The organism is Chryseobacterium ginsengisoli (assembly GCF_039542325.1).
Taxonomy (GTDB): domain Bacteria; phylum Bacteroidota; class Bacteroidia; order Flavobacteriales; family Weeksellaceae; genus Chryseobacterium; species Chryseobacterium ginsengisoli.
Window position 1 is genome coordinate 1 of record NZ_BAABHX010000011.1, and the last position, 24,417, is coordinate 24,417.

Sequence of the window (24,417 nt, forward strand, 5' to 3'; positions counted from 1 at the left end):
CAAGAATTGAAAATTTAGGAAATTTACGAGATTTAGAAAATCTTAATTTATTTAATAATAAAATATCAAGAATTGAAAATTTAGGAGAATTACAAAATCTTACAAATCTTGATTTAGGTAGAAATCAGATATCAAAAATAGAGAATTTAGGAAATTTACAAAGTCTTACAAATCTTAATTTATTTAATAATAAAATATCAAGAATTGAAAATTTAGGAGAATTACAAAATCTTACAAATCTTGATTTAGGTGGAAATCAAATATCAAGAATAGAGAATTTAGGAAATTTACAAAGTCTTACAAATCTTAATTTATTTAATAATAAAATATCAAGAATTGAAAATTTAGAAGAATTACAGAATCTTACAAATCTTGATTTAGGTAGAAATCAGATATCAAGAATTGAAAATTTAGGAAATTTACAAAGTCTTAGAAATCTTAACTTATTTAATAATCAAATATCAAAAATTGAAAATTTAGTAGAATTACAGAATCTTACAAATCTTGATTTAGGTAGAAATCAAATATCAAGAATTGAAAATTTGGAAGAATTAAAACATCTTTTAAGTATCGATTTATCTAAAAATCAAATCAATGATATTTACCCCTTATTACAATTTTTAAAAAAAGAATTAAGTATTAATAATGAAAAATATTATTCAGAAATTTTTCTTGAAGATAATCCTCTAAGAAAACCACCTGTAAAAATAGTAACTCAAGGAAAAGAAAAAATTATAGAGTGGTTTAAAGATGCAGAAAAGTATGGAACAGAACCTCTGTATGAAGCAAAATTGCTCATTGTAGGAGATCCCAGACAAGGAAAATCATCACTTAGAAAAAAATTATTGGATAATAACTATAAAATTCCTGACGAGTATCTAGAAGAAACTTTAGGTGTAGAAATACATTCTAATTATACGGTGCAAATTCCAAAAAAAGAAGAGTATATAAAAGTAAATATCTGGGATTTTGGAGGACAGGAAAAACAATATTATTTACATCAATATTTTCTTAAAAGAAATGCAGTATATATATTAGTATCAGATAATAGAAAAGACAATCCAAATTTCAGTTATTGGATGTCTAAATTAAAATTATTTACAGGTGATAATGAAGTTTTGATTTTATTTAATCAGATTAATCGAAGAACAGAAAGTAGTAATTTTAATTCTGAGCAGTATAAAAAATTAGGTTTTCTCTTTAAAGAATTTTATCTGAATTTATCAAAAGATAGGGATCGATTTTTTGATTTCAAAAATTATATTGATAGATATATTTTAAAACTTCCACATATTGGAGAAGAATATCCTAAGTATTGTAAAGCAATATCGGATAAACTTGATGAAAAGAAAGAAAAAGAAAATTTAGATTATATAACAATTGAAAATTTCGAATCAATCTGTAAAGATCTTGGATATGTAGAGTCAAAGATAATTAAAAAAACCTTAGAATACTTAGATTTAGTAGGAAAAATCATTTATTATGAGGAAGATATTTCTTTAAATCATCTTGTTATTCTTAATCCACATTGGTTAATTGATGCTATATACGGAGTTATTACTAGTAAAGAATTAGAAAGTCAAAATGGAAAATTTACTAGAAATTGGTTAAATAATTATCTGGAAAATATTCAAGAAAAAAAGACTAAATCATATTCATTAAGTGAAATAAATAATATACTTCGTTTAATGCTTAAAAATCATTATGATATTTGCTATACTTATAATAATGAAGACTATCTTATTCCTTTATTAATGCCAAATGAGCTACCAAAAAATGAGTTGGATTTTTCCGATGGATTACAAATTATTTTTAAATACGAAATAATTCCAAAAGGATTGATACCAAGAATTTTGGTTAGAAAAAGTGAATACATTTACAATGACCTAATATGTAATAATGCAGGAATTTTATTATCAGGAGATACATGGGCAAAAATTTCAGAACATTTTGAAAAAAATGATGCCAATCAATATATTAAAATTACCGTCAAAGGGGAAAATGAGGTAGAATTTTTACATGAATTAAGATCAGAATTATTTAAATTACAAAATGAATGGTTCAATAATTTAGAGGTTACAGAGCTAATTCCTTGTAACTGTAGCGAATGCAAAGAGACTGATTCTCCGCAATTATATGATAGAGAAAAAGATCTTATAAGAAAAATAAAGAAAGGAAAATTAAAAATAGAATGTAGCAAATCTGATGAACAGATAGAAATAAGACTTCTTTTAGGAGCTGTATATGGCGAAAATGGAGAAAAAAATCCTGAAGAAATTGAAAATATTAGAAAAATATTGCCTAATATTTATATAAAAAAACTTATTATGAGAGATCAAATTAAAATTGAAAAAAGCTCCATTCAAAATGGAGTTCAAATTGGAGGTGAAAATAATACAAATAATTTTAATCCATACTCAACAAACTCAGATATTTTAAAATCAGAAGAAATACTAAAAGAATTTCAACAATTAAAAATAGAGAATGAAGAGTGGAAAGATATTTTTACTGAAGGAATGAAAGATTTGATAGAATTAAAAGAAGCTGAAACAGAAGTAGTAGTTCAGGAATCTAAAATGAAATTAAAAAAATGGCATGATACAATCTTTGATTTAGGAAAAAGACTTAATGATTGGAAAAATATTACTTTTTTAGGAGTTGAGTTTGCAGAGAAGACTCCTAAACTATTAAATTTATTGCATCATGTTACCCAATTTCTAAATTAATTTTGGTTAAAATAAAAAGGCTAAACTTTATTGTTTTAGCCTTTTTTATTTCCAAATCCACCTCCCAATATTAAATTTTCAAAAATTTTCAAATTTTATAATCCTGAAAATCAGTAATTTAAATCCTAATGTTAACTCAATGTTAATTGTATGTGAAATTAATGTAAATAATTTTATATATCTTTGGTAAAGAAATAGTAAATAAGTTTAATATAACATTTAAAACCAAAGAGTTATGAAAAATAAAGTTCAAATATTTATCGCTTCACTTTTCGTTTGTGGATTTATGGCTGTAATGAACACTGCAAAAGCACAGACTACAAATAATAACACCATTCAGGAAGTACAGTTGAATAAAAGCGATGCTTTCAGCGAAATCAGAAACCTGTTAATGGATAATTTTGATTTTACCAATTCAGATTATAAGCAGGGAATTGTAAATTCAGAAGTGAAATTTGATATCGCAGAAAATGGGAAAATCGTAAACGTTCATTCTAAGGGAGACTGCAAAAACGTGAGCAAAGAAATTGAAAGCGTTTTGAGCAAACTTCAATACAGAGTAGACAGCAAAAAATTAAACGAAAATATGATTGCTTCTACTTACGTAATGCCTGTAAGAGTGGATATCAATAACAGATAATATTCATAAAATCTTTTATATTGAAGCCATGCAGATTCTGTGTGGCTTTTGTTTTTTATGAAAATTTTAAAGATAAACTTGTAATAATAGAGACTAATTTTCGTTTTATATTGAATCCACAAAATTAAAACAATATGAAAAATTTAAAGAAATTAACCAAAACAGAACTAAAGTCCGTATACGGAGGAGCGCCAAAGCAATATTGTGTTTACTGTGAAAGATTAAGCAAAACAGTTTGCAGTACCGTTCCGATTGGTACTTGTCCTTAACAATTTAAAGCCGCTTTTAGAAGCGGTTTTTTTATTGCTGATTATTGAGAAAAGTAAAACAAAAAACCGGCATTTAATTTCTAAGATCTAATTTCAAAAGTTTTCACAAAATTCAATACATTTGATAGTATAATAAAACTATTGTGAATCCTATTCTAGATGTCGTTTTACGCTCACTCTGCGTTTACATTTTTATGGTAATTGCCATTCGTTTGTTTGGGAAAAACCAGCTTTCTCAACTTAATGCAGGAGATGTGGTGTTGCTGTTGCTGATTTCCAATGCTGTTCAGAATGCAATGGTTGGTCAGGATACTTCTCTTCAAGGTGGATTGATCGCGGCTTTGGTGCTTTTTGCGGCAAATTTTATTGTTAAAAGATTAATGTTTTCCAATAGAAAATTCGAAAGTTTTTTGGAAGAAGATCCTGTTATTTTAATTAAGGACGGGAAAATTGACGAGCAGGCTTTAGATAAAGTTAAGATTACAAAAGACGAACTGGAAGAAGCCATTCGCGAACACGGCGTTGACGGAATTGAAAATGTGAAGCTTTCCATTCTGGAAGTCGACGGAAATATAAGTGTAGTTTCTGAGGATGAAAAGAATAAGCAGACACACTATTCCAGAATCAAGAGAAAAAACAAACGAAAATATCTTAGATAAATGAATTACGAACTTAGAGAAATGCTTCCTCATGATGAAGCCAGAGTTTTAGAAATTTTCAAGCAAGGTGTTGAAGGTGGAATTGCCACATTCGAAACAACAGTTCCCACTGCTGAAGCCTGGAATATGGATTTTTTCAATGATTGTCGCTGGGTTTTGGAAAATGAAACAAATGAAGTTGTCGGTTGGTGCGCGTTGAAACCTGTGAGTAAAAGAGAAAGCTTCAAGGGAGTAGCAGAAGTAAGTATTTATTTTGAGAATAATTATCAGGGGAAAGGTTTGGGGTCGGTTTTGCTTAAAAAGATGATTTTAGACAGCGAAAACCACGGATTCTGGACTTTGCAGACGAATATCTTCCCGGAAAATGAAGGAGCATTAAAAGCGCATCAGAAAAACGGCTTTCGAACTGTCGGAACAAGAAAGAAAATAGGAAAGCTTAACGGTGAATGGAAAGACGTAATTATGCTGGAAAGAAGAAGTGAAACTATTCTTTAACATAAAAAGTACTAAAGTTTCTTAAAAATTATCTTAAACCAACTGATAAAGGATTATTGGCATTAGTATTGTAAGTTTTCGTAATGTAATTTGAAAATAGTTTAATTATGAAAATGGTAACGAAAATAGTAGGATTTTTCCTGATCGTCTTTTCCTTTGCTTTCTACAATGCATCTCCACTTCAGAGAGGACGTGGTCATGGATATGGTCACGGTCCGAAAGGACATTATTATCATGGTCCACACAGACCACATTACAGACCGGTTGCTTATCACAGGGCTCCAAGGCATTACTATAAGAGACATTATTATAGACCTGTAAGACACAGATATTATTCTCACAGACCTCACCGTGTTTATCACAGTAGACCGGTAGTTGTTGTAAGATTATAGAAATAATATAAATGGCTGTTTTTTTAACAGTCATTTTTTTGTGATTTTATCTAATTTGTAGGTATTGGTTTTTAAAAGTAATTTATTCAGAGGAAAACAATTTTTCTTTTTATTAGGAGCTTTTTCCCGCTTTCCACTGTATCTTTTTGGTTACGGCTCCGCTTCGCTCCGCCGCAACCAAAAAGGATGTCGTTCCAATCGGGGCTAGTAAAAATATTCCGTCATAAAATTTAATTTAATTTTAATAATTAAATATACTCTTGGGCATTTCTCTTGATCTTTCATATACTGAAGTTGAAAAAAATGACAAGATGAAAAATGTAATAAAAATCATGAGTGTAATGGTATTATTTTTTAGCCTTACCTCATGTATGGTTCGTGAGAACTATGTAGGGAGAGTTCCGGTAGGACACAGAATGTACGGACCCAGATATGTTGACAGAGTATATGTCTATAATAGCGGTCATGGAGGATATCATAATGGATATCACAGAGGTTTTAGACATCATAGATGGTAATTTAGATCATAAAGAGCATTGAAATAAAATATTCAATGCTTTTCTTTTTTATGATTTGGCATCGGTATTGGTTAGTTTATCTAAACCAAAAAATAAAACGATATGAAATCTTTACTTAAAATTTTCGGAGCATTTGTATTGGCTTATGCAACGAGTGCGTGTCATCCGCCTCCAAGACCACCACGACCTCCTGAACCTCCAAGAAGACCTCATGGAATGCTAGAGAAGAATTTAAATCAATCTCAAACAGACTTAATTTTTGAAAGAAAATCTATGAACAAAATATCATAATTTTACATCATAGAAAAAGTCCTGAAAATTATTCAGGACTTTTATTTTATTTAAAACTAACTCTCAAACTTAGCCTTATCATTAAATTTATAATCTCGATTTCTTCGGATTAAGGAAAGTATTAAAGATCATAACCTCTTGTCCGAATTTCTTTTCAACTATTTCCGCAATATTCAGCATTTCGCTTTTGATGAAATCTTGACGAAGATCATCGTTGTCAAAAATTAAAAGAAGATTGTAATTTTTTCCATCTTCAATATAATCACTGTGGACTTCGGAAAGAATATATTTATTGACATCCAGTAGGTTTTCTGTCATTAAAACCAGTGTTTCGTCCATATAATTTTCCCATTCTTCCAGATTATCTTTCGTGCAGTGGAAAGTTATACTTAATACGCTCATATTTTATGAATTTTTAAGATTTTTTGGTTAAATTCTAAGGCAAAAATCGACAAATTTTTCGTAAATTAGCACGTTAATAAAAAAACGAAATAGATAATTTTCAGACATACAGCTAAGGGTCTGACAATCATTATAATAAAATTTGTTTATGCAAAAAGAAGGAGAAAGATTGATTCCTATCAACATTGTTGATGAAATGAAATCATCTTATATCGATTATTCGATGTCCGTTATTGTTTCCAGAGCATTACCGGATGTAAGAGATGGCTTGAAACCTGTTCATAGAAGAGTGCTTTATGGTATGTATGGATTAGGGGTTTTTTCTAATAGAAAATATTTAAAATCTGCCAGAATTGTTGGGGACGTTTTGGGTAAATATCACCCACACGGAGACTCCTCAGTTTATGATGCAATGGTAAGAATGGCTCAGGATTGGAGCTTACGTTACCCTCAGGTTGACGGACAGGGGAACTTCGGTTCGATGGATGGTGACCCTCCTGCAGCAATGCGTTACACCGAAGCAAGATTGAAAAAAATCTCTGATGAGGTACTTTCAGACCTTGACAAAGAAACGGTAGATTTCCAGAATAACTTCGATGATAGTTTGACTGAACCGACAGTGATGCCTTCAAAAATTCCAAACCTATTGGTAAACGGAACTTCAGGTATTGCGGTAGGTATGGCGACAAACATGGCTCCTCACAATTTAACAGAGGCTGTAAATGCAATCTGTGCTTATATTGATAACAGAGAGATCACAATTGATGAATTAATGCAGCATATCATTGCTCCGGATTTTCCTACAGGTGGTATCATCTACGGTTATGATGGTGTAAGAGATGCTTTCCATACAGGTAGAGGTAGAGTAGTTCTTAGAGCTAAAGTTGCCTTTGAGGAAATCGGAAACAGAAATGCAATTATCGTTACTGAAATTCCTTATCAAGTCAACAAAGCTGAGATGATTGCCAGAACAGCGGAATTGGTAAAAGACGAAAAAATTACAGGAATCTACGAAATCAGAGATGAATCTGATAGAAGAGGTCTTCGTGTGGTTTATGAATTGAAAAATGATGCCATTCCTAATGTAGTTTTAAACTTATTATATAAATATACTGCGCTTCAGACATCTTTTAGTGTTAACAATATTGCTTTGGTACATGGAAGACCGGAACAATTAAATCTAAAAGATATTATCCACCATTTTGTTGAACACAGACATGAAGTAATTGTAAGAAGAACTCAGTACGAGCTTAGAAAAGCGAAGGAAAGAGCTCATATCTTAGAAGGTTTCATGAAAGTGATTGGAACTCAGGATTCTTTAGATAAAGCAATTGCTATTATTCGTCACAGTGCCAATCCACAAGCTGCGAAAGAAGGAATTATTGAGGAATTTGATTTATCTGAAATTCAAGCTCAGGCAATTCTAGATCTTCGTCTTGCTCGTTTGACAGGAATGGAACTAGATAAAATCCGCGATGAGTATGATACAATCATGAAAGAAATTGCAGATCTAGAAGATATTTTGGCAAATGAGCCAAGAAGATTCCAGATCATTAAGGATGAATTAATTGAAGTAAGAGAAAAATACGGTGACGAAAGAAGAACGGAAATCGATTATTCAGGAGGAGAAATGTCTATTGAAGATATTATTCCAAACGAATCCGTAGTTCTTACGATCTCTCACGCAGGATATGTAAAGAGAACCTTACTTTCAGAATATAAAATCCAAAGTAGAGGTGGTGTAGGAAATAAAGCAGCGACGACAAGAGATTCAGATTTCTTGGAGTACATTGTTTCTGCAACGAACCACCAATATATGTTATTCTTCACAGAAAAAGGTAGATGTTACTGGTTAAGAGTATTTGAAATTCCTGAAGGTTCTAAAACGGCGAAAGGAAGAGCGGTACAGAACTTAATCAACATTGAACCGGACGATAAGATTAAAGCATACATCAGAACCAATAACTTAAAAGATTCTGAATACGTAAATCAAATGAGCGTTGTGATGGTTACTAAAAACGGGACGATCAAGAAAACATCATTGGAAGCTTATTCAAGACCAAGAGTAAACGGTGTAAATGCTATTGAAATTAGAGATAATGACCAATTGTTGGGTGCTTACTTAACAAACGGGACTTCTCAGATCATGATTGCTACTAAAAATGGTAAATGTATCCGTTTCCCTGAAGAAAAAGTAAGAGAAGTAGGCAGAGGTTCTATCGGTGTTCGTGGTATCAGCATGGAAGATAATGATGAGGCAATTGGTATGATTGTTGTGAATGATCTCGAAAATGATACGGTTCTTGTGGTATCTGAAAAAGGATACGGAAAAAGAACGGCTGTTTTAGACTACAGAGAAACGAACAGAGGAGGAAAAGGAGTTATCACTTTAAATATTACTGAGAAAACCGGAAATCTAATCGCTATTCAAAACGTAACAGATGAAGATGGATTGATGATTATCAATAAATCTGGTGTTGCAATTCGTATGAATATGGATGAGATGAGAGTGATGGGTAGAAATACTCAGGGAGTAAGAATGATCAACCTTAAGAAAAATGACGAAATTGCAGCGATTGCAAAAGTAGAAATGGATAGAGATGTAGTGGAAGAAGATTCTGAAGAAAATGAAGAAGGAATAGAAACTGTAACTGATAACCAAGAAAGCAATACAGAACCAACACCTCACGTAGAAAACGAAGATCCTACTGAAGAGGCTGAGAATTCTGATTCGGAAGAATAATATTGTACAATTAATATAAAATAGTGATTATGAGAAAGCTAATTTTGGGTATGGCTATCGTTGCCTCAGCTTTTGCTTTTGGACAAAAAGATGATGCAAACGCTAAGCTACAAGATGCTAACAAAGCAGCAATGGATGCATATAATGCAAAAAATTATGCAGTTGCCGCTCCTAAGTTTATGGAAGTTTACAACTTGCTAAAAACAAGCGGACAGGATAATAAAGTATATATGTATTACTCGGGTCTTAATTATGCTTTGGCAAATGACATTCCTCAGGCTACAAAAATATATACGGATTTGATCAATTCTGGTTATACAGGTGTTGAAACTACTTATACTGCAAAAGACAATAAAACAGGTCAGGTTGTAAATTATGATCAGAAAACTTGGGAATTGTTGAAAAAAACTTCTTCAAAAGATTATTCAGATTTCAAAACTGAGCAGTCTCCAAGCGTAGAATCAGATTTGTATGAAACTTTGTCAACTTTATTATTGAATGCCAAGAAAAATGACGAAGCTTTAGCGATTATTGAAAAAGGATTGGCAAAATTCCCTAATAATACTAAATTAAAGCAATATCAGGGAACGGCTTTATATGCATCTGGGAACACGGATAAATTCATGGCTAATTTGAAAGAACAGTTAGCGAAAAACCCTAATGATGCTGAAAACTGGTACAATCTAGGAGTTCTTCAGTCTAAAAATCCGGAAACAGTAAGTGATGCAATTGCTTCTTTCCAAAAGGCTATCGAGCTTAAAGCTGATTTCTCTAATGCATATCAAAACTTGGTTTACGCAGTTATCGGTGATGATGAAAAAGCTGTAAACGAGATCAATGCATTGAGAAAAACTAAGCCGGATGATGCTACAAAATTAATTGAAGCAAGAAAAGAAAGATTCAACAAAGCAATACCTTACGGTGAAAAATGGCTTCAGGCAATGCCGACAGATATTAATGCTGTTCAGACATTGAAAGACATTTACAACACAACTAAGAATACAGCTAAGTATAATGAAATGAAAGCTAAAGAAGCTGAATTAAAGCCTAAGCAGTAATTATTTTCATTTAAAAATAAAGAAGCTGGAGCAATTTGTTCCGGCTTTTTTTATTAAATAGGAACGGACTTTATTACGTTTTCAATAACTGACATCTAGCCAAAATTTTCCTAATAGTTTTCTATTATCGCCCTGTCATTCAGAACGAAGCAAAGCGTAGTGAAGAATCTGTTTTTTTGTTAAAATTCTTCCTTCAAACACCCATTTTCCCATTAAACTTCGTGTTCATTTTTTAAATGAAACGCCTTTGTGTAAATTAAAAATACTCAGTAATCAAAAAAATCTTTGCAAACTTTGTATTAAAAATAATTTTAATCATCAAAAACAGCTAAAAGTCAGACTAAAATTCCCAAGATTTATCATCAAAAATCAATGTTAAAATTCTCTGCAATTCCGTATCTTTGAGAAAAATTTTTACAAAAATGATCGAGTGGAAAACCGTCAAGGAATACGAAGATATTACGTACAAAAAATGTAATGGTGTAGCGAGAATTGCTTTCAACAGACCGGAAATTCGCAACGCTTTCAGACCCAAAACTACTTCAGAATTATATGATGCTTTTTATGATGCTTCAGAAGACCCTTCAATTGGGGTTGTATTGCTTTCAGGAGAGGGGCCAAGTCCGAAAGACGGAGGTTGGGCTTTTTGCAGTGGAGGAGATCAAAAAGCAAGAGGACATCAAGGCTATGTAGGTGAAGATGGAAGACACCGTTTGAATATTTTGGAAGTTCAGCGTTTAATTCGTTTTATGCCAAAAGCTGTGATTGCGGTTGTTCCTGGATGGGCTGTTGGTGGAGGTCACTCTCTTCATGTAGTTTGTGATTTGACTTTGGCAAGTAAAGAACACGCTATTTTCAAGCAGACAGATGCAGACGTTACAAGTTTTGATGGAGGTTACGGTTCAGCATATTTAGCAAAAATGGTTGGACAGAAAAAAGCTCGTGAAATTTTCTTTTTAGGTAGAAATTATTCCGCTCAGGAAGCTTTCGAAATGGGAATGGTAAATGCTGTAATTCCTCACGACGAATTAGAAGATACAGCTTACGAATGGGCTCAGGAAATTTTAGCAAAATCTCCGACTTCTATCAGAATGCTGAAATTCGCAATGAACCTTACAGACGACGGAATGGTTGGTCAGCAGGTTTTTGCAGGTGAAGCAACTCGTTTAGCGTACATGACGGAAGAAGCTCAGGAAGGAAGAAACGCATTCTTGGAAAAAAGAAAGCCGGATTTCGGAAAAGATAAATGGATATCTTAAAAATATAAATGATAATTGATAAATGATCGTTGGTGTATCATTTATCAATTATCGCTTATCAATTATAACTATGAAAGATTGGATTCAAGCCGCAAGGCTAAGAACTTTACCGCTTTCGTTAAGCGGAATTATAATGGGAGCTTTCATTGCAAAATGGAGGCTTTATGGTGAAGGCGGAATTTGGGACTGGAAGATCTTTGCATTGGCATTGGTCGTGACTTTGCTCTATCAGGTTCTTTCCAACTATGCGAATGACTATGGAGACGGTGTAAAAGGAACAGATGCAAAAAGAGCAACAGAAGCAGAATCAAGAGCGGTTGCATCAGGGAAAATTACAGCAAAACAAATGAGAAATGCAGTAATTCTTTTCTCGATTTTATCTTTTGTGGCGACAATTGCACTTTTATACGTTGCTTTCTTCCCAAAATATATGAATGAATTTTATATTTTCATCGGATTGGGAGTGGCTTGTATTTTGGCTGCGATTGGTTACACAGTAGGTAAAAAACCTTATGGATATATGGGATTGGGAGATCTTTTCGTATTTATCTTTTTTGGTTTGGTTTCTGTTTGCGGAAGTTACTTTTTGTTTACAAAAACATTTAGTTGGGACATGTTATTACCTGGAGCAGCAGTCGGAATGATGAGTATGGCTGTTTTAAACTTAAACAACATGAGAGACATAGAAAGTGATAAATTATCAGGAAAAAATAGCTTTGCATTAAGAATAGGCTTCAAAAATGCAATGATCTATGAAATGGTTTTATTAAATCTTCCTTTGATATTTATCTTAATGTTTTTTGGAATCAATGGATTTTTCCAGACTCAGAATTATTATGTTTTCATCGTGATGATTTTGATGCTTCCATTAATGAAAGTCAGAAGACAAATCATGACGATAAAGAACCCGAAAGAACTTGATCCTTTCTTGAAACAAGTCGGACTCTTAACTTTCGCAATGGCAGTTCTTACCGCTTTCGGACTAAACTTTTTTCATTAAAATATAAAATGATGAATTCGAATATCTACGTTCAAGCTCAAATGCTTATCAGAAAGCCGATTGAAGATGTTTTTGAAGCATTCATCAATCCTGAAGTAACGACCAATTTCTGGTTTACAAAATCAACAGGAAAATTGGAAGAAGGCAAAACTTTGACATGGGAATGGGAAATGTATGGAGCAAAAACGAACGTTAAAGTTCTTGAAATAGTTCAAAACCAGTCGATAAAAACAGAGTGGGGAGAACCATCAACGAATGTAGATTACGAATTCAAAGAAATGGAAAAAGGAACGTTGGTTGTCATTAAAAGCTACGGATATTCTCAAACTGGAGAAGATCTTTTAAAAATTATTAATGATAATACAGATGGTTTCACAACGGTTCTTGATGGCTGCAAAGCTTATCTTGAACACGGGATTAATTTGAGATTAATTGAGGATAAATTTCCTTCAAAATAAAAATAAGATGCTTCGAGAGGTTCAGCATGACACTGTTAAAACTTTATGAATAAAAACAGTAAGTATTAGCGTTGTCGTGTCGAGCTTGTTGAAGAATTTTTATTAAATAAACATTCAAAAAATAAATTAAAAATGAAAATACAATATCTAGGACAAAACTGTTTTTTGTTCACTTACAAAGACAAAACGATTTTATGCGACCCCTTCTACAACTATAAAAAAGCAGAATCAGGGTTTGATATTTCTGCTCAGAAAATCGATTATATTTTATTGACTCACGCTCACGGAGATCACATTGCAGATGTAGAAGAAGTATTGCAGTTTCACCCTGAAGCAACGATTATCGCTGTTCCGGAAATCTGCGCATATTTTAAAAGTGCAAAAAATAAAGATGACGTGAATTTAGGAGGATCGGCAAAAATCGATGATTTTAAAATTTCTATGGTTCCGGCTCACCACACAAGTTCTTTCCCTGATGGAAGCTACGGAGGTGTTCCTGTAGGGTATATTTTCAGACTTCCTGAAGGTAGAAACCTTTATTTGGCAGGTGATACCGGTGTAATGGCAGATATGGAGTTATTTCCAAGATTGTACGGTAATTTAGATCTTTCTATCCTTCCAATCGGAAGTCACTACACAATGTGTCCTAGAAAAGCAGCTTTCGCAGCAGCAGAATTATTGAAAACGCCGAAAGTTATCGGATGTCATTTTGATACTTTTCCTGCAATTGAAATTAATCATGAGAGTGCACAAAAGCATTTTACAGATAAAAATGTAGAACTTGTTTTACCAAAATTGGGAGAGGAGTTCGAATTTTAATAAGATTAAGGAAGGTAATTTGAAAATTAAAATAGAAATGTTGGAAAGTTTAGACATAAAAAAAGATAATCTTCAAATTACCTCTCTTCAACTTAAACCAAAAAAAAATGGCAAGCTACCTAAATCACACCGCTCAACCAATTACCTTTGCTGCGTTCCCACCCTGGAGGATTCTCAGGAGCTGGTTGTTTAGGACTTGCCGTTGCAAAGGTAGGAATATTTTATAAACTTCAAAACATTATTACAGAAAATTAATTGAAAAAATAAGCTGATAGAGGTAGATTGCTGAAATTCAGCTTAATAATTTTTCAAAAATTTTCAAAAAATTTAGATATGACGAAAAGTCCAACAACATTAGGAATTATATTATTTATCGCTACAATGATCGTTTTTTTTGTAGTGTATACATTTTTTTCAGGGATCAATTATTTTGATATTTCATTGAAATCCAATGCTTTCGTTTTACCATTAATATATGCTGGAACAGCATTTTGGTCTGTGAAATCATATTGGAACAGCCATAAAGAGGTAAGTTTTAAAGATGCTTTCTCACGATCTTTTAAACCAATGTTTATCGGAGGATTTCTTTCTATTTTCAGTATTTTTGTATTTTTAAACTTTGTTGATACAGATGCGAAAAAACTTTTGAATTACCAATATGTAACAAGACAAAAAGCAGAAATGGATAAAGAATACCAATCTGCCAGAAAGGTTTTGAAGCATCAGAAAGACATCGATGAGCTTGATCAGAAGTACAAAGAAAGGCTTCCAAGTTTCTCTCCTGAAGCTGTAAAAGGCAAAGATATGCTTACAATAAGTCATTTTTCAGGATATTTTGCGGCAATTCTTATATTTTATGTAGTTTTGTCAGTGTTTTTCGGAGCGTTTTTCAGAACGAAAACAATGTATCAGGAAGAACAAAATCAAGAATAATTTTTTATTAAAATTAAATGAATTTATCTATAGTTATTCCGTTATTGAATGAAGAAGCCTCTTTGGAAGAGCTTTTTTCAAGGATTGATAATGTTTGCAGATCAAACAGTTTATCATATGAAATCTGGTTTGTAGATGACGGAAGTACAGATTTGTCGTGGAGTATTATTGAGAATTTAAAAGTACAAAATCCTCAGATCCACGGAATAAAATTTTCCAAAAATTATGGAAAATCTCAGGCGCTACATGCTGCTTTTGAAAGAACAAACGGAGATGTAATTATTACAATGGATGCTGATTTACAGGATTTTCCGGAAGAAATTCCAGAATTGTATTCAATGGTCGTTCAGGATAATTATGACATTGTTTCAGGGTGGAAAAAGAAGCGTTTTGATAACGTAATGACGAAAAATGTTCCGTCAAAATTATTCAATGCAGCAGCAAGAAAAGTTTCGGGAGTTGAGCTTCACGATTTTAATTGTGGCTTAAAAGCGTATAAAAAACAGGTTGTAAAAACAATTGATGTTTACGGAGATATGCACCGTTACATTCCTGTTTTGGCGGCAAATGCAGGTTTCAGAAGAATTACGGAAAAAGAAGTTCAGCATCAGGCGAGACCTTACGGAACTTCCAAATTTGGAACGGAAAGATTTATCAGAGGGTTCTTAGATTTGGTAACTCTTTGGTTTGTAAGCCGTTTTGGGGGAAGGCCTATGCATTTTTTTGGAGCCGTAGGAACTTTAATGTTTATCGTTGGTTTCCTTTCTGCTCTTTGGTTGGGAATTTCAAAATTAATCGATGTTGCAAGAGGAATTTACGGACATTTAATTACTAATAATCCGTGGTTTTTCATCGCTTTAACAATGATGATAATGGGAACATTGCTTTTCATAGCAGGATTTTTAGGCGAAATGATCATCAGAACGAACAGAGAACATAAAAATTACAATATCGACGAAGTAATTTAATGAATGAATAAAAAAAGTTGTTTGAACTGCGGTCATTCAATCTCCGATGAGTTTTGTGCTCATTGCGGACAGAAAGCCGACACAGCAAGAATAACTCCACATTCTTTACTTAAAAATGATATTCTAGGATCAATTTGGCATGTTGAAGCTAAATTTTTCCAGACTTTAAAAGATATTTTGTTCAGACCCGGAAAAACGGCGATGGATTATATTTCAGGAAAAAGAATCAGATACAACAATTTTATATCGTTGTTACTGATTCTTTTTAGTTTCAATGTATTAGGTTTACATTATTACGAGAAATTTGCACCTCCTGAAATTCTCGCAAATGATTCTGAGATAAAAGATTTTTTCTCAAAATATTCCAAAACGATTTTATTTGTGATCATTCCGATGCTTGCAATCAATGCTTATTTTTTATTTAAAAGAATAAAATTGAACATTGCAGAACATTTTATCATCGGAACCGTTAGTCTTTTAGGAATTTTAATCATATTTTTGTTGGATGATATCGTAAGTTTGATAGGTTTGTGGAAACCTGTTTCAAAGATTTTCGAGGTCATCGACAAAATCATATTCGGTCTTTCTATTCTCTTCCCGGCAATTACTTATTGGAATGCTTTTAAAAATTCATACTCAAAACCAGGTTTACTGTGGAGAGTATCAGTTCTTTATGTTTTAATGGGAATAGAAAGTACAGTAATAAGTTTGATTTTATATGAAATATTTTAAATTGAATATGAAAAATATATTTTACGCATTTATATTGGTGGCGGTAGTTTCCTGCGGAAAAGTTTCACCGAAAGGAAAGATTGAAACGAAAGATGTGGATGTTTCAGAATTTGTAAATCTTGATCTTGACGGAAAATTTCGTGTATTTTATGCAAGAGGAACAAAAAATTTCGTGGAAATAGAAACTTATCCCAATGTTGCTGATAATCTTGATGTTGATGTGAAGGACAAAACACTTTCTATCAAGGAAAAAAGAGGAACAAAAGGTGTAGATTTCTATAATGTAACAATTTATTCCAAATATAATCTTGAAAAAGTTTCGATTTCGGATTCTGTGGAAATGAATATTTCGAGTGAAATTAAGACCGATAATTTTAAGCTTAATTTAAAAAATTATGCTACTTTTATGGGTTCGGTAAACACAAGAAGGGCAGAAGTTGAAATGCTTAACAGAAGCAGAGCCAACTTTTTAGGTCAAACCAAAGATGCAGTGATAAAGATCTCTGATACAGCAAGTTTAATTTCTCCTTATTGGAAAATCGACAACCTGAATATTGATTCTAAAAATGGGAATTATGCAGAAGTTAATGTAAAAGATTCATTAAAAGGACATGTTCAGAATACTGCTAAATTTATTTATTATAATGACCCGATCCGTGCATTTAAAATAGATAAAGATACAAGAGTAGAGAATAAAAAACTGGATTAAAATTTGGAAGAGAAACAATATACAGCGAGTGATATTCAAACTTTAGAAGGAATGGAGCATGTAAGGCTTCGTCCTCAACTTTATTTTGAAGATTGTTTTAAAGAAAACAATTTAAATTCTCTTGTATTTGGATCTTTATGTCATGCTATTGATGAATATTTTGATGATAATTGCACTGAAATCATTATTAATGCCGAAAAAAATTCATTAAATGTAAAATATAATGCAGGAATGTCTTTGGAAAAATCTTGGGATTTAACTAAAGCTGAATGCATTATGACAAAAATAGGAGCTTGTAGCAACGAAAAAAAGCATTTAGAAGTTGGAGATGAATTTTGCCGAGTTGGGATGGCAATAATTAATACAGTTTCAGAAAAATGTGAATTAAAAACAAGCTGGAACAAACAAAAAGGTTATTTTATTTTCGAAAAAGGAAAAATAGTTTTTAAAGAAATTTCTGAAACTAATATTTTAGAAGATTCAACAACAATAAGTTTTGAAATAAGCAAAGATATTTTTGAAGATTCTGTATTTGAATTAAATGATTTACAATTAAAATTAAATTCATTGAAAGAAAGATTACCAAATTTGGAAATTAAATTTAATCAGTAAAAAGAGTGTCATTCAGAGCGAAACGAAGTGGAGTGAAGAATCTTTTTTAATAGGAATAGATTTCTCCTTTCGTCGAAATGACAGCGTACAAAAAAACAATAAAAAGATAAATTAGAACTAAAATTACAAAATAGAAATACAAATATGTCAACATTAGAAAAAGCAAAACTTTGGTTAAGCGACACATTCGATAAGGAAACAAGAGATGCAGTTCAATTGCTAATTGATAGCAATTCTCCGGATTTGGAAGACTCTTTTTACAGAGAGTTGGAATTCGGAACAGGAGGTATGAGAGGAATTATGGGTGTTGGAACCAATCGTTTAAATAAATACACGTTAGGTCAAGCTACACAGGGACTTGCGAATTATATGTTAAAGCAGTTTCAAGGAGAAGAAATTAGTGTTGCGATTGCTTATGACGTAAGACATAACTCAAGAGAATTTGGAAAATTGGTTGCAGATGTTTTGACGGCAAACGGAATTAAAGTGTTGCTTTTCAAAGATCACAGACCGACTCCGGAATTATCTTTCACCGTTCGTGACAAAAAATGTAATGGAGGAATTGTGTTGACAGCTTCTCACAATCCACCTGAATACAACGGTTATAAAGTATATTGGAATGACGGCGCGCAAATCGTTCCGCCACATGATGAAGCTATCATTAATGAAGTATATTCTGTGAAATTTGATGAGATTAAATTTGACGGAAACGATGATTTGATCGAATGGATCGGAGAAGAGCAGGATGAAGTTTACATCGATGCTTGTATCGAAAATTCTACCTATCAGAACGTTGGAAAAGAAAATTTAAATATCGTTTTCACATCGATTCACGGAACGACTTATACAACGGTTCCGAGAGCTTTGGAAAAAGCAGGTTTTAAGAAAATCGATTTAGTTAAGGAACAAATGATTCCTAGCGGAAATTTCCCGACGGTAGATTCTCCAAACCCTGAAGAACCTGCAGCGTTGGAAATGGCCATGGATCTTGCAAAAATTACCAATGCAGATATCGTTATCGGGACAGATCCTGATGGTGACAGATTGGGAATCGCAGTAAGAAATCTGGATGGTGAAATTGAATTATTGAATGGAAATCAATGTAATACAATCTTAACGTATTATATTTTGAATGAGTGGAGAAAACAGGATAAAATCACAGGAAAAGAATTCATCGGTTCTACAATCGTAACTTCAGATATTTTCTTTGATATTGCTCAGAAATTCGGTGTTCAGTGTAAAGCTGGATTAACAGGGTTCAAATGGATCGGAAAAATGATTCGTGATGTTGAAGGAAAAGAAAAATTCATTTGCGGGGGCGAAGAAAGTTTCGGATTCATGACGGGAGATTTTGTTCGCGATAAAGATTCTTGTGGAAGTATTGTCCTTGCCTGTGAAATTGCAGCTTGGTGTAAAGCTAACGGAAGAACGATGTATCAATATCTTATCGAAATTTATCAGGAAACCGGAATGTATTACGAAGGTTTGGTGAATTTGGTAAGAAAAGGAAGAGACGGAGCGGAAGAAATTCAGAATATGATGAAGAATTTCCGTGAAAACCCTCCGAAAGAATTGGCTGGTTCATTGGTTGAAGAAGTTAAGGATTTCAAAGAACAGACAAATTTCATCGTTTCAAAAGGAGAAAAGGAAGTAATGAACGACATTCCAAAATCGAATGTATTGATCTATTACACTCAGGACGGAACGAAAGTTTGTGTAAGACCTTCAGGAACAGAACCGAAGATTAAATTTTATATTTCGGTAAAAGATTCAGTTACTTCTGAAGCGGATTTCAGAGATAAATTGAAATCTTTGGAAGCAAAAATTGAAGAAGTAAGAAAAGATTTGAAGTTAGATTAATTTCAAAACTATCTTAATGATAAAAAAGAGTTTAGCGGCTTTTATTCTGTTGATTTCTATTTTTTCCTGTAAAAAAGAAACTTCAAAAACTTCCGCAGGAAAGATTGAAAAAGATACAATTTCAAAAATAAAAACGAGAGAAGATTCGTTTAAACCCATTGACACTGCATGTTCTTCTAAAAATAAAACGGAAGATTATATTGCAGCTCTTCAATGGTATCAATATAAAACGGAAAAAGAAATTGCTCAGAATTCGCCTGAACAGAATGATAAATTATACGAAGATTATTTAAAAATTCGTAATAATTACACAGTTTGTTTAAGTGAAAATTTGAGTAAGGTCTTAGAGGAATATATTAATTATTATGATTCCGAAAGTAACGGCTACAAGTTTCCTGAAAATGTAAAGAAACTGAGTGACGAACTTAAGAAAGGAGGTCTTGAATTTAGAGAAGTAGGAGAAGGTTACACCGAAATCTGGTCATTGCCTAATCATTATTTTTCTATATTTAAAGATAAAGTAACTCCTGATTATAATACTTATATTGAGCAGATATCGGAAGAGAGCGAAGGTCTTTATTCAGCAGATGCAGGATTAGCGATTTCTTGGAAGGAATTGGGAGAAAGAACAGTGTTTTGGGAGAATTTCATAAAGAAATATCCTACAAGTCCTTTAATTTCCAGGGTAAAAGAAATGTACAATAATTATTTGTACGATTATTTATTCGGGATGGATAATACGCCGACTCATGAGTATTCTGACGGAACGATATATGATGAAAACAGGGAAGAATTCAACAGGATCATAAAAAAGTATCCGAATTCAGATGTTGCCAGAAAATCAAAAGAAGTAATGAGTCTTTTTGATGCAAAAGTTCCTGAAGAAGAGGTTCATAAAAAGATTAATATCGAAAGAAAATATTAAATAAATTTATAAATAAAAATAAAGTGAAAGTTTCAAAATTAGCGGCGAACCTGATCGGTTCTGAAATTGTAAAAATTGGAAATGAAGTAAATGATTTAAAAGCAAAAGGAGCGGAAATTGCTAATCTTACGATTGGTGATTTAAATTCTAATATCTATCCGATTCCTGCAAAATTGAAGGAGGAAATTCAGAAAGCTTATCAGAATAATCTGACAAATTATCCGCCTGCAAATGGACTTTTATCTTTAAGAAAAGAAGTTTCTAAAGACCTGAAAACAAGATGGAATTTGGATTATTCTCCAAATGATATTTTAATTACGGCAGGTTCAAGACCTTTGATCTATGCGGTTTATAAAACAATCGTTGACGAAGGTGATAAAGTAGTTTATCCGACACCGTCTTGGAACAACAATCACTATGCTTATCTTACTTCAGCTGATGCTGTAGAAGTGAAAACAACTCAGGAAAACAATTTCCTTCCGACTGCAGATGATTTAAGACCTCATTTGTCGGGAGCAGTTTTGGTGGCGCTTTGTTCGCCATTAAATCCGACTGGAACAATGTTCACAAAAGAACAGCTTTCTGAAATCTGCGAATTGATTTTAGAGGAAAATAAAAAAAGAGGAGAAAACGAGAAGCCATTGTACTTAATGTACGATCAAATTTATTCTAACCTTACTTTTGGAGCAGAACACGTTGATCCTGTGTCTCTTTTCCCTGAAATGAGAGAATATACGATTTATATTGATGGTATCTCAAAATGCCTTGCTGCAACAGGAGTTCGTGTTGGTTGGGGATTCGGTCCGGCTCACATTTTAGATAAAATGAAGGCTCTTTTGACGCACGTTGGAGCTTGGGCGCCAAAACCTGAACAGGAAGCAACTGCAAAATATTTTGAAAATCCAGATGATGTAAATTCTTTTGTTGAAGACTTCAAAGGGAAATTAGAAGAAAGTTTAAAAGTTCTTCATGCAGGAATTCAGGATTTGAAAGGAAAAGGTCTTGCTGTTGACAGTATCGAACCGATGGGAGCACTTTATTTGACAATCAAATTAGATTATATCGGAAAAACAAAACCAGACGGTTCTGTAATCGAGAATTCTTCTGATTTGGTATTCTATCTGATCAATGAAGCAGGAGTTGCTTTGGTTCCTTTCTCTGCTTTCGGAGAAGCTAAATCCGAGCCTTGGTTCAGAGCTTCAGTTGGAGGTTTGGCTACAGAAGAAATTTCATTAATGATGCCGAAATTGGAGAATGCTTTGAACGCTTTGAAATAAAATTATGAAATATGTATCTTTTCTGGTTGTAATTTTGGTTGCACTTATTTCTTGTCATAAAAAAGAAAATAAAAGTGAAAACCTGAATGCAGAAATTCCAAAAACAGAAATAAAAGATACAGTAAATATTGAGGAAACAGACTTTCAGAAATTTGTCAATCATTTTTCTGAAAGTTCGTTACCTTACAAAGATTCTACAAACTTTGATAATGTAGAAAAACTGGCAGATTTGTCTGATAAACAGATTTCACAGCTAAAATTGAAAGAATTATTTCCAGATATACATTCTTTTAAAATCAATAATCATTTTAATCTTTCCGATAGCTTTGAATCCTTAAGTATCACTTATTTTAAAGGAGAAATGGAAGTATCTACAGAGCTAATCAATTATACTAAAGAAGGAAAAATAATTGATCATATTGAAATTTCTTATGATGAAATTGCTGAATCAGCTTTTAGAAAAGAAAGCCTGATTGATAAAAATCAAATCATTGTTGATTCTGAAAACAGCTTTGACGAGCCTGTAAAAACTGAAAAAGAAAAAATTCTTATTAATTCTGACGGACATTTTAAAATTAAAAATTAAAAAATGAAAATAATCGCAGTCATTCCCGCGCGTTACGAAGCAAGTCGTTTTCCTGCAAAACTAATGCAGATGTTGGGCGAAAAAACAGTAATCACAACAACGTATCAGAATGTTGTGGAAACTGGTTTATTCGATGAAGTTTTTGTAGCGACAGATTCGGAAATTATTTTTAATGAAATTGTAAAAAATGACGGTAAAGCTGTTATGACCGGTCAACACGAAACGGGCAGTGACAGAATTGCAGAAGCTGTGCAAAATATTGATTGTGATATTGTTATCAATGTTCAGGGTGATGAACCATTTTTAAAATTAGAACCTTTAAAACAATTAATTGAAGTTTTTCATAACGATGAAAATCAGGAGATTTCTTTAGCTTCATTAAAAATAAAACTGACTGAAAAAGAGGAAATTGAAAACCCGAATAATGTAAAAGTAATTACCGATAATAATGGTTTTGCGTTGTATTTCAGCCGTTCTGTGATTCCTTTTCACAGGGAAATTTCTTATGATGTAAGTTATTTTAAACACATCGGAGTTTATGCTTTCAGAAAACATGCTTTGATCCAGTTTTCAAAACTGGAGATGAAGCCTCTGGAAATTTCAGAAAAAATTGAATGCGTCCGTTATTTGGAATATGGCATGAAAATCAAGCTGATAGAAACCAATTTTATCGGAGTTGGAATCGATACGCCGGAAGATCTTGAAAAAGCCAGAAAAATTATATCACAATAATCGGTAAATTGTTACATTGATACATTGGTAGATTATTTAAAGCCTTATATTTGAATTATAAATTGAATTAATGAAGAAATTACTTTTAGTATTCGTCCTGATATTTTCGCAATTGTCTTTTGCCCAGACTGCAAAGGAAATTATAGATAAAAATATTGAATTATCCGGAGGATTAACAAATTGGAAATTATTAAATTCAGTATTGCTTCAGGGAAAAGTAATTTTAGGAATTAAGGATGAGTATCCGATAAAAATTTATCAGCAACGCCCGAACCTTACGAAAACTGTTATTACAATTAACAGAAAAGATACAGCCATTGAAGGCTATGACGGAGCAAAAGGTTACGCGATGAACTATGCAACAAATAAAGTTCAGGAATACGCAGAATATGTGCCGGAAAGCTTTGATAACGACTTTATTGACTGGGAAAATAAAGGTTTTGAAGCAAAATATTTAGGCAAAGAAAAAATCGGAGACATTTACTGTCATAAAGTGGAATTAACGAAAAATGTTAATAAAAACATTTATTATTTCGATACAAAAAGCTATATGCTTTTAAAAGAAGTGAAAAAAGATGAAACTTTAATTTACTCAGATTATAAAAAAGTAGGAAATTTTTCAATGCCTTTCAGAATTGAAGCTTCAAGTGCAAAGAAAGACGGAGATTATGTAATGTTGATCAACAGAATTGATATTAATAAAGTATTTCCTGCCAATATTTTTAAATTTTAATAATAAAATAAAATTTAGTTATGAAAAAAATGTTTTTAGTGCTGCTTTCTTTTGTGGCATTTTTCAATAGTTGTGCTCAGAAAAAGAGTGATGTTTCTAAAGCTAAAACCAAAGAACTTATGGGAAAATCAATATACGATTTTAAAGTTGATGCTCTTGAAGAGGGAAAACAAATCAACTTTGCAGATTTTAAAGGAAAAAAAATTCTTATTGTAAATACAGCTTCGGAGTGTGGATTTACGCCACAATATGCTGATCTTGAGAAAGTTTCTGAAGAGTATAAAGATAAATTGGTTGTAGTAGGTTTTCCTGCAAACAATTTTGGAGGACAAGAACCGGGAACAAACACTGAAATTGGTGCTTTTTGCCAAAAAAATTATGGGGTAACTTTTCCTTTAGCTTCAAAAGTTTCTGTAAAAGGTGATGACACGGCTCCGATCTTTAAATATTTAACTGAAAAAGATTTAAACGGAGTAAAAAACACGAAAATTCTTTGGAACTTTACAAAATTTTTAATCGATGAAAACGGAAAATTAATTGATTCTTTCATAAGTACAACAAAACCTACGGATGAAGCGATTACAAAATATTTGAAATAATATCAGAAAATCATATTTTTAT

Annotated in this window: 27 protein-coding genes and 1 other RNA gene; 26 read left to right on the forward strand and 2 right to left on the reverse strand. The window is 32.4% G+C overall.

Going from position 1 to position 24,417, the window contains the following annotated elements:
* The 8 genes from ABD940_RS21775 to ABD940_RS21810 all read left to right on the forward strand — a co-directional run.
* Nucleotides 1-2,726: leucine-rich repeat protein (locus ABD940_RS21775; RefSeq protein ID WP_345208504.1), on the forward strand; the 2,726-nt coding region annotated here is incomplete at its 5' end.
* Nucleotides 2,727-2,961: 235 nt separating this feature from the next.
* The gene (locus tag ABD940_RS21780; protein ID WP_345208505.1) at nucleotides 2,962-3,366 is read left to right on the forward strand and encodes a hypothetical protein; all 405 of its coding nucleotides are present in this window, start codon (nucleotides 2,962-2,964) and stop codon (nucleotides 3,364-3,366) included.
* A gap of 134 nt (nucleotides 3,367-3,500) precedes the next feature.
* The gene (locus ABD940_RS21785) at nucleotides 3,501-3,635 is read left to right on the forward strand and encodes a bacteriocin-like protein (RefSeq protein ID WP_345208506.1); all 135 of its coding nucleotides are present in this window, start codon (nucleotides 3,501-3,503) and stop codon (nucleotides 3,633-3,635) included.
* Between the two features lie 143 nt (nucleotides 3,636-3,778).
* Nucleotides 3,779-4,294: a DUF421 domain-containing protein gene (locus ABD940_RS21790; protein ID WP_345208508.1), complete on the forward strand. Its 516-nt coding sequence runs from the start codon at nucleotides 3,779-3,781 to the stop codon at nucleotides 4,292-4,294.
* The gene (locus tag ABD940_RS21795; RefSeq protein ID WP_345208509.1) at nucleotides 4,295-4,789 is read left to right on the forward strand and encodes a GNAT family N-acetyltransferase; all 495 of its coding nucleotides are present in this window, start codon (nucleotides 4,295-4,297) and stop codon (nucleotides 4,787-4,789) included. It begins immediately after the preceding gene.
* Between the two features lie 107 nt (nucleotides 4,790-4,896).
* Nucleotides 4,897-5,181, forward strand: coding sequence for a hypothetical protein (locus ABD940_RS21800; RefSeq protein WP_345208510.1), 285 nt, complete (start codon nucleotides 4,897-4,899; stop codon nucleotides 5,179-5,181).
* 311 nt (nucleotides 5,182-5,492) lie between these two features.
* Nucleotides 5,493-5,699, forward strand: coding sequence for a hypothetical protein (locus ABD940_RS21805; RefSeq protein ID WP_345208511.1), 207 nt, complete (start codon nucleotides 5,493-5,495; stop codon nucleotides 5,697-5,699).
* A gap of 102 nt (nucleotides 5,700-5,801) precedes the next feature.
* Complete coding sequence (locus tag ABD940_RS21810) at nucleotides 5,802-5,990, forward strand: hypothetical protein (RefSeq protein ID WP_345208513.1); 189 nt, start codon at nucleotides 5,802-5,804, stop codon at nucleotides 5,988-5,990.
* Between the two features lie 87 nt (nucleotides 5,991-6,077).
* On the opposite strand, the gene ABD940_RS21815 is transcribed toward ABD940_RS21810, so the two are convergent.
* Nucleotides 6,078-6,392 carry a DUF4286 family protein gene (locus ABD940_RS21815; RefSeq protein WP_345208514.1) on the reverse strand — a complete coding sequence of 105 codons (315 nt, stop codon included), beginning with the start codon at nucleotides 6,390-6,392 and terminating at the stop codon, nucleotides 6,078-6,080.
* A gap of 148 nt (nucleotides 6,393-6,540) precedes the next feature.
* Between ABD940_RS21815 and gyrA the strand changes: the two genes are divergently transcribed.
* From gyrA to ABD940_RS21845, 6 genes are all read left to right on the forward strand, one after another.
* Nucleotides 6,541-9,135 carry a DNA gyrase subunit A gene (gyrA, locus tag ABD940_RS21820; protein WP_345208515.1) on the forward strand — a complete coding sequence of 865 codons (2,595 nt, stop codon included), beginning with the start codon at nucleotides 6,541-6,543 and terminating at the stop codon, nucleotides 9,133-9,135.
* Nucleotides 9,136-9,164: 29 nt separating this feature from the next.
* On the forward strand, nucleotides 9,165-10,193 hold the full coding sequence (locus ABD940_RS21825; protein WP_345208517.1) for a tetratricopeptide repeat protein: 1,029 nt from the start codon (nucleotides 9,165-9,167) through the stop codon (nucleotides 10,191-10,193).
* A 422-nt stretch (nucleotides 10,194-10,615) separates the two neighbouring features.
* Nucleotides 10,616-11,452 (forward strand): 1,4-dihydroxy-2-naphthoyl-CoA synthase, encoded by an 837-nt coding sequence (locus ABD940_RS21830; protein WP_259106528.1) that lies wholly within the window; start codon nucleotides 10,616-10,618, stop codon nucleotides 11,450-11,452.
* A gap of 70 nt (nucleotides 11,453-11,522) precedes the next feature.
* Nucleotides 11,523-12,452 carry a 1,4-dihydroxy-2-naphthoate octaprenyltransferase gene (gene menA, locus ABD940_RS21835; protein ID WP_345208519.1) on the forward strand — a complete coding sequence of 310 codons (930 nt, stop codon included), beginning with the start codon at nucleotides 11,523-11,525 and terminating at the stop codon, nucleotides 12,450-12,452.
* 11 nt (nucleotides 12,453-12,463) lie between these two features.
* Nucleotides 12,464-12,910, forward strand: a complete 447-nt coding sequence (locus tag ABD940_RS21840; RefSeq protein WP_345208520.1) for an SRPBCC family protein — start codon at nucleotides 12,464-12,466, stop codon at nucleotides 12,908-12,910.
* A gap of 132 nt (nucleotides 12,911-13,042) precedes the next feature.
* Nucleotides 13,043-13,729 (forward strand): metal-dependent hydrolase, encoded by a 687-nt coding sequence (locus ABD940_RS21845; RefSeq protein ID WP_345208521.1) that lies wholly within the window; start codon nucleotides 13,043-13,045, stop codon nucleotides 13,727-13,729.
* 105 nt (nucleotides 13,730-13,834) lie between these two features.
* Here ABD940_RS21845 and ffs read toward each other — a convergent pair.
* Nucleotides 13,835-13,931: signal recognition particle sRNA small type (ffs, locus tag ABD940_RS21850), an RNA gene on the reverse strand.
* Between the two features lie 131 nt (nucleotides 13,932-14,062).
* Between ffs and ABD940_RS21855 the strand changes: the two genes are divergently transcribed.
* The 12 genes from ABD940_RS21855 (at nucleotide 14,063) to ABD940_RS21910 (ending at nucleotide 24,395) form a co-directional block, all read left to right on the forward strand.
* Nucleotides 14,063-14,662 (forward strand): DUF4199 domain-containing protein, encoded by a 600-nt coding sequence (locus ABD940_RS21855; protein WP_345208523.1) that lies wholly within the window; start codon nucleotides 14,063-14,065, stop codon nucleotides 14,660-14,662.
* 17 nt (nucleotides 14,663-14,679) lie between these two features.
* Entirely contained in the window at nucleotides 14,680-15,630 is a 951-nt protein-coding gene (locus ABD940_RS21860; RefSeq protein WP_345208524.1) for a glycosyltransferase family 2 protein, read from the forward strand.
* A gap of 21 nt (nucleotides 15,631-15,651) precedes the next feature.
* Nucleotides 15,652-16,362, forward strand: a complete 711-nt coding sequence (locus ABD940_RS21865; RefSeq protein ID WP_345208525.1) for a DUF3667 domain-containing protein — start codon at nucleotides 15,652-15,654, stop codon at nucleotides 16,360-16,362.
* A gap of 7 nt (nucleotides 16,363-16,369) precedes the next feature.
* On the forward strand, nucleotides 16,370-17,071 hold the full coding sequence (locus ABD940_RS21870; RefSeq protein ID WP_345208526.1) for a GIN domain-containing protein: 702 nt from the start codon (nucleotides 16,370-16,372) through the stop codon (nucleotides 17,069-17,071).
* Between the two features lie 3 nt (nucleotides 17,072-17,074).
* Nucleotides 17,075-17,683, forward strand: coding sequence for a DNA topoisomerase IV subunit B family protein (locus ABD940_RS21875; protein WP_345208528.1), 609 nt, complete (start codon nucleotides 17,075-17,077; stop codon nucleotides 17,681-17,683).
* Between the two features lie 144 nt (nucleotides 17,684-17,827).
* Nucleotides 17,828-19,543, forward strand: coding sequence for a phospho-sugar mutase (locus ABD940_RS21880; RefSeq protein ID WP_345208529.1), 1,716 nt, complete (start codon nucleotides 17,828-17,830; stop codon nucleotides 19,541-19,543).
* A gap of 16 nt (nucleotides 19,544-19,559) precedes the next feature.
* Nucleotides 19,560-20,468 carry a hypothetical protein gene (locus ABD940_RS21885; protein WP_345208530.1) on the forward strand — a complete coding sequence of 303 codons (909 nt, stop codon included), beginning with the start codon at nucleotides 19,560-19,562 and terminating at the stop codon, nucleotides 20,466-20,468.
* Nucleotides 20,469-20,491: 23 nt separating this feature from the next.
* Nucleotides 20,492-21,745 carry a pyridoxal phosphate-dependent aminotransferase gene (locus ABD940_RS21890; protein WP_345208532.1) on the forward strand — a complete coding sequence of 418 codons (1,254 nt, stop codon included), beginning with the start codon at nucleotides 20,492-20,494 and terminating at the stop codon, nucleotides 21,743-21,745.
* 4 nt (nucleotides 21,746-21,749) lie between these two features.
* A complete protein-coding gene (locus tag ABD940_RS21895) occupies nucleotides 21,750-22,331 on the forward strand; it encodes a hypothetical protein (protein ID WP_345208533.1) in 582 nt (193 codons plus the stop codon).
* A gap of 3 nt (nucleotides 22,332-22,334) precedes the next feature.
* Nucleotides 22,335-23,063: a 3-deoxy-manno-octulosonate cytidylyltransferase gene (kdsB, locus tag ABD940_RS21900; protein ID WP_345208534.1), complete on the forward strand. Its 729-nt coding sequence runs from the start codon at nucleotides 22,335-22,337 to the stop codon at nucleotides 23,061-23,063.
* Nucleotides 23,064-23,133: 70 nt separating this feature from the next.
* Complete coding sequence (locus ABD940_RS21905; protein ID WP_345208535.1) at nucleotides 23,134-23,796, forward strand: histidine kinase; 663 nt, start codon at nucleotides 23,134-23,136, stop codon at nucleotides 23,794-23,796.
* 20 nt (nucleotides 23,797-23,816) lie between these two features.
* Entirely contained in the window at nucleotides 23,817-24,395 is a 579-nt protein-coding gene (locus ABD940_RS21910; RefSeq protein ID WP_345208537.1) for a glutathione peroxidase, read from the forward strand.
* Nucleotides 24,396-24,417: the final 22 nt, after the last annotated feature.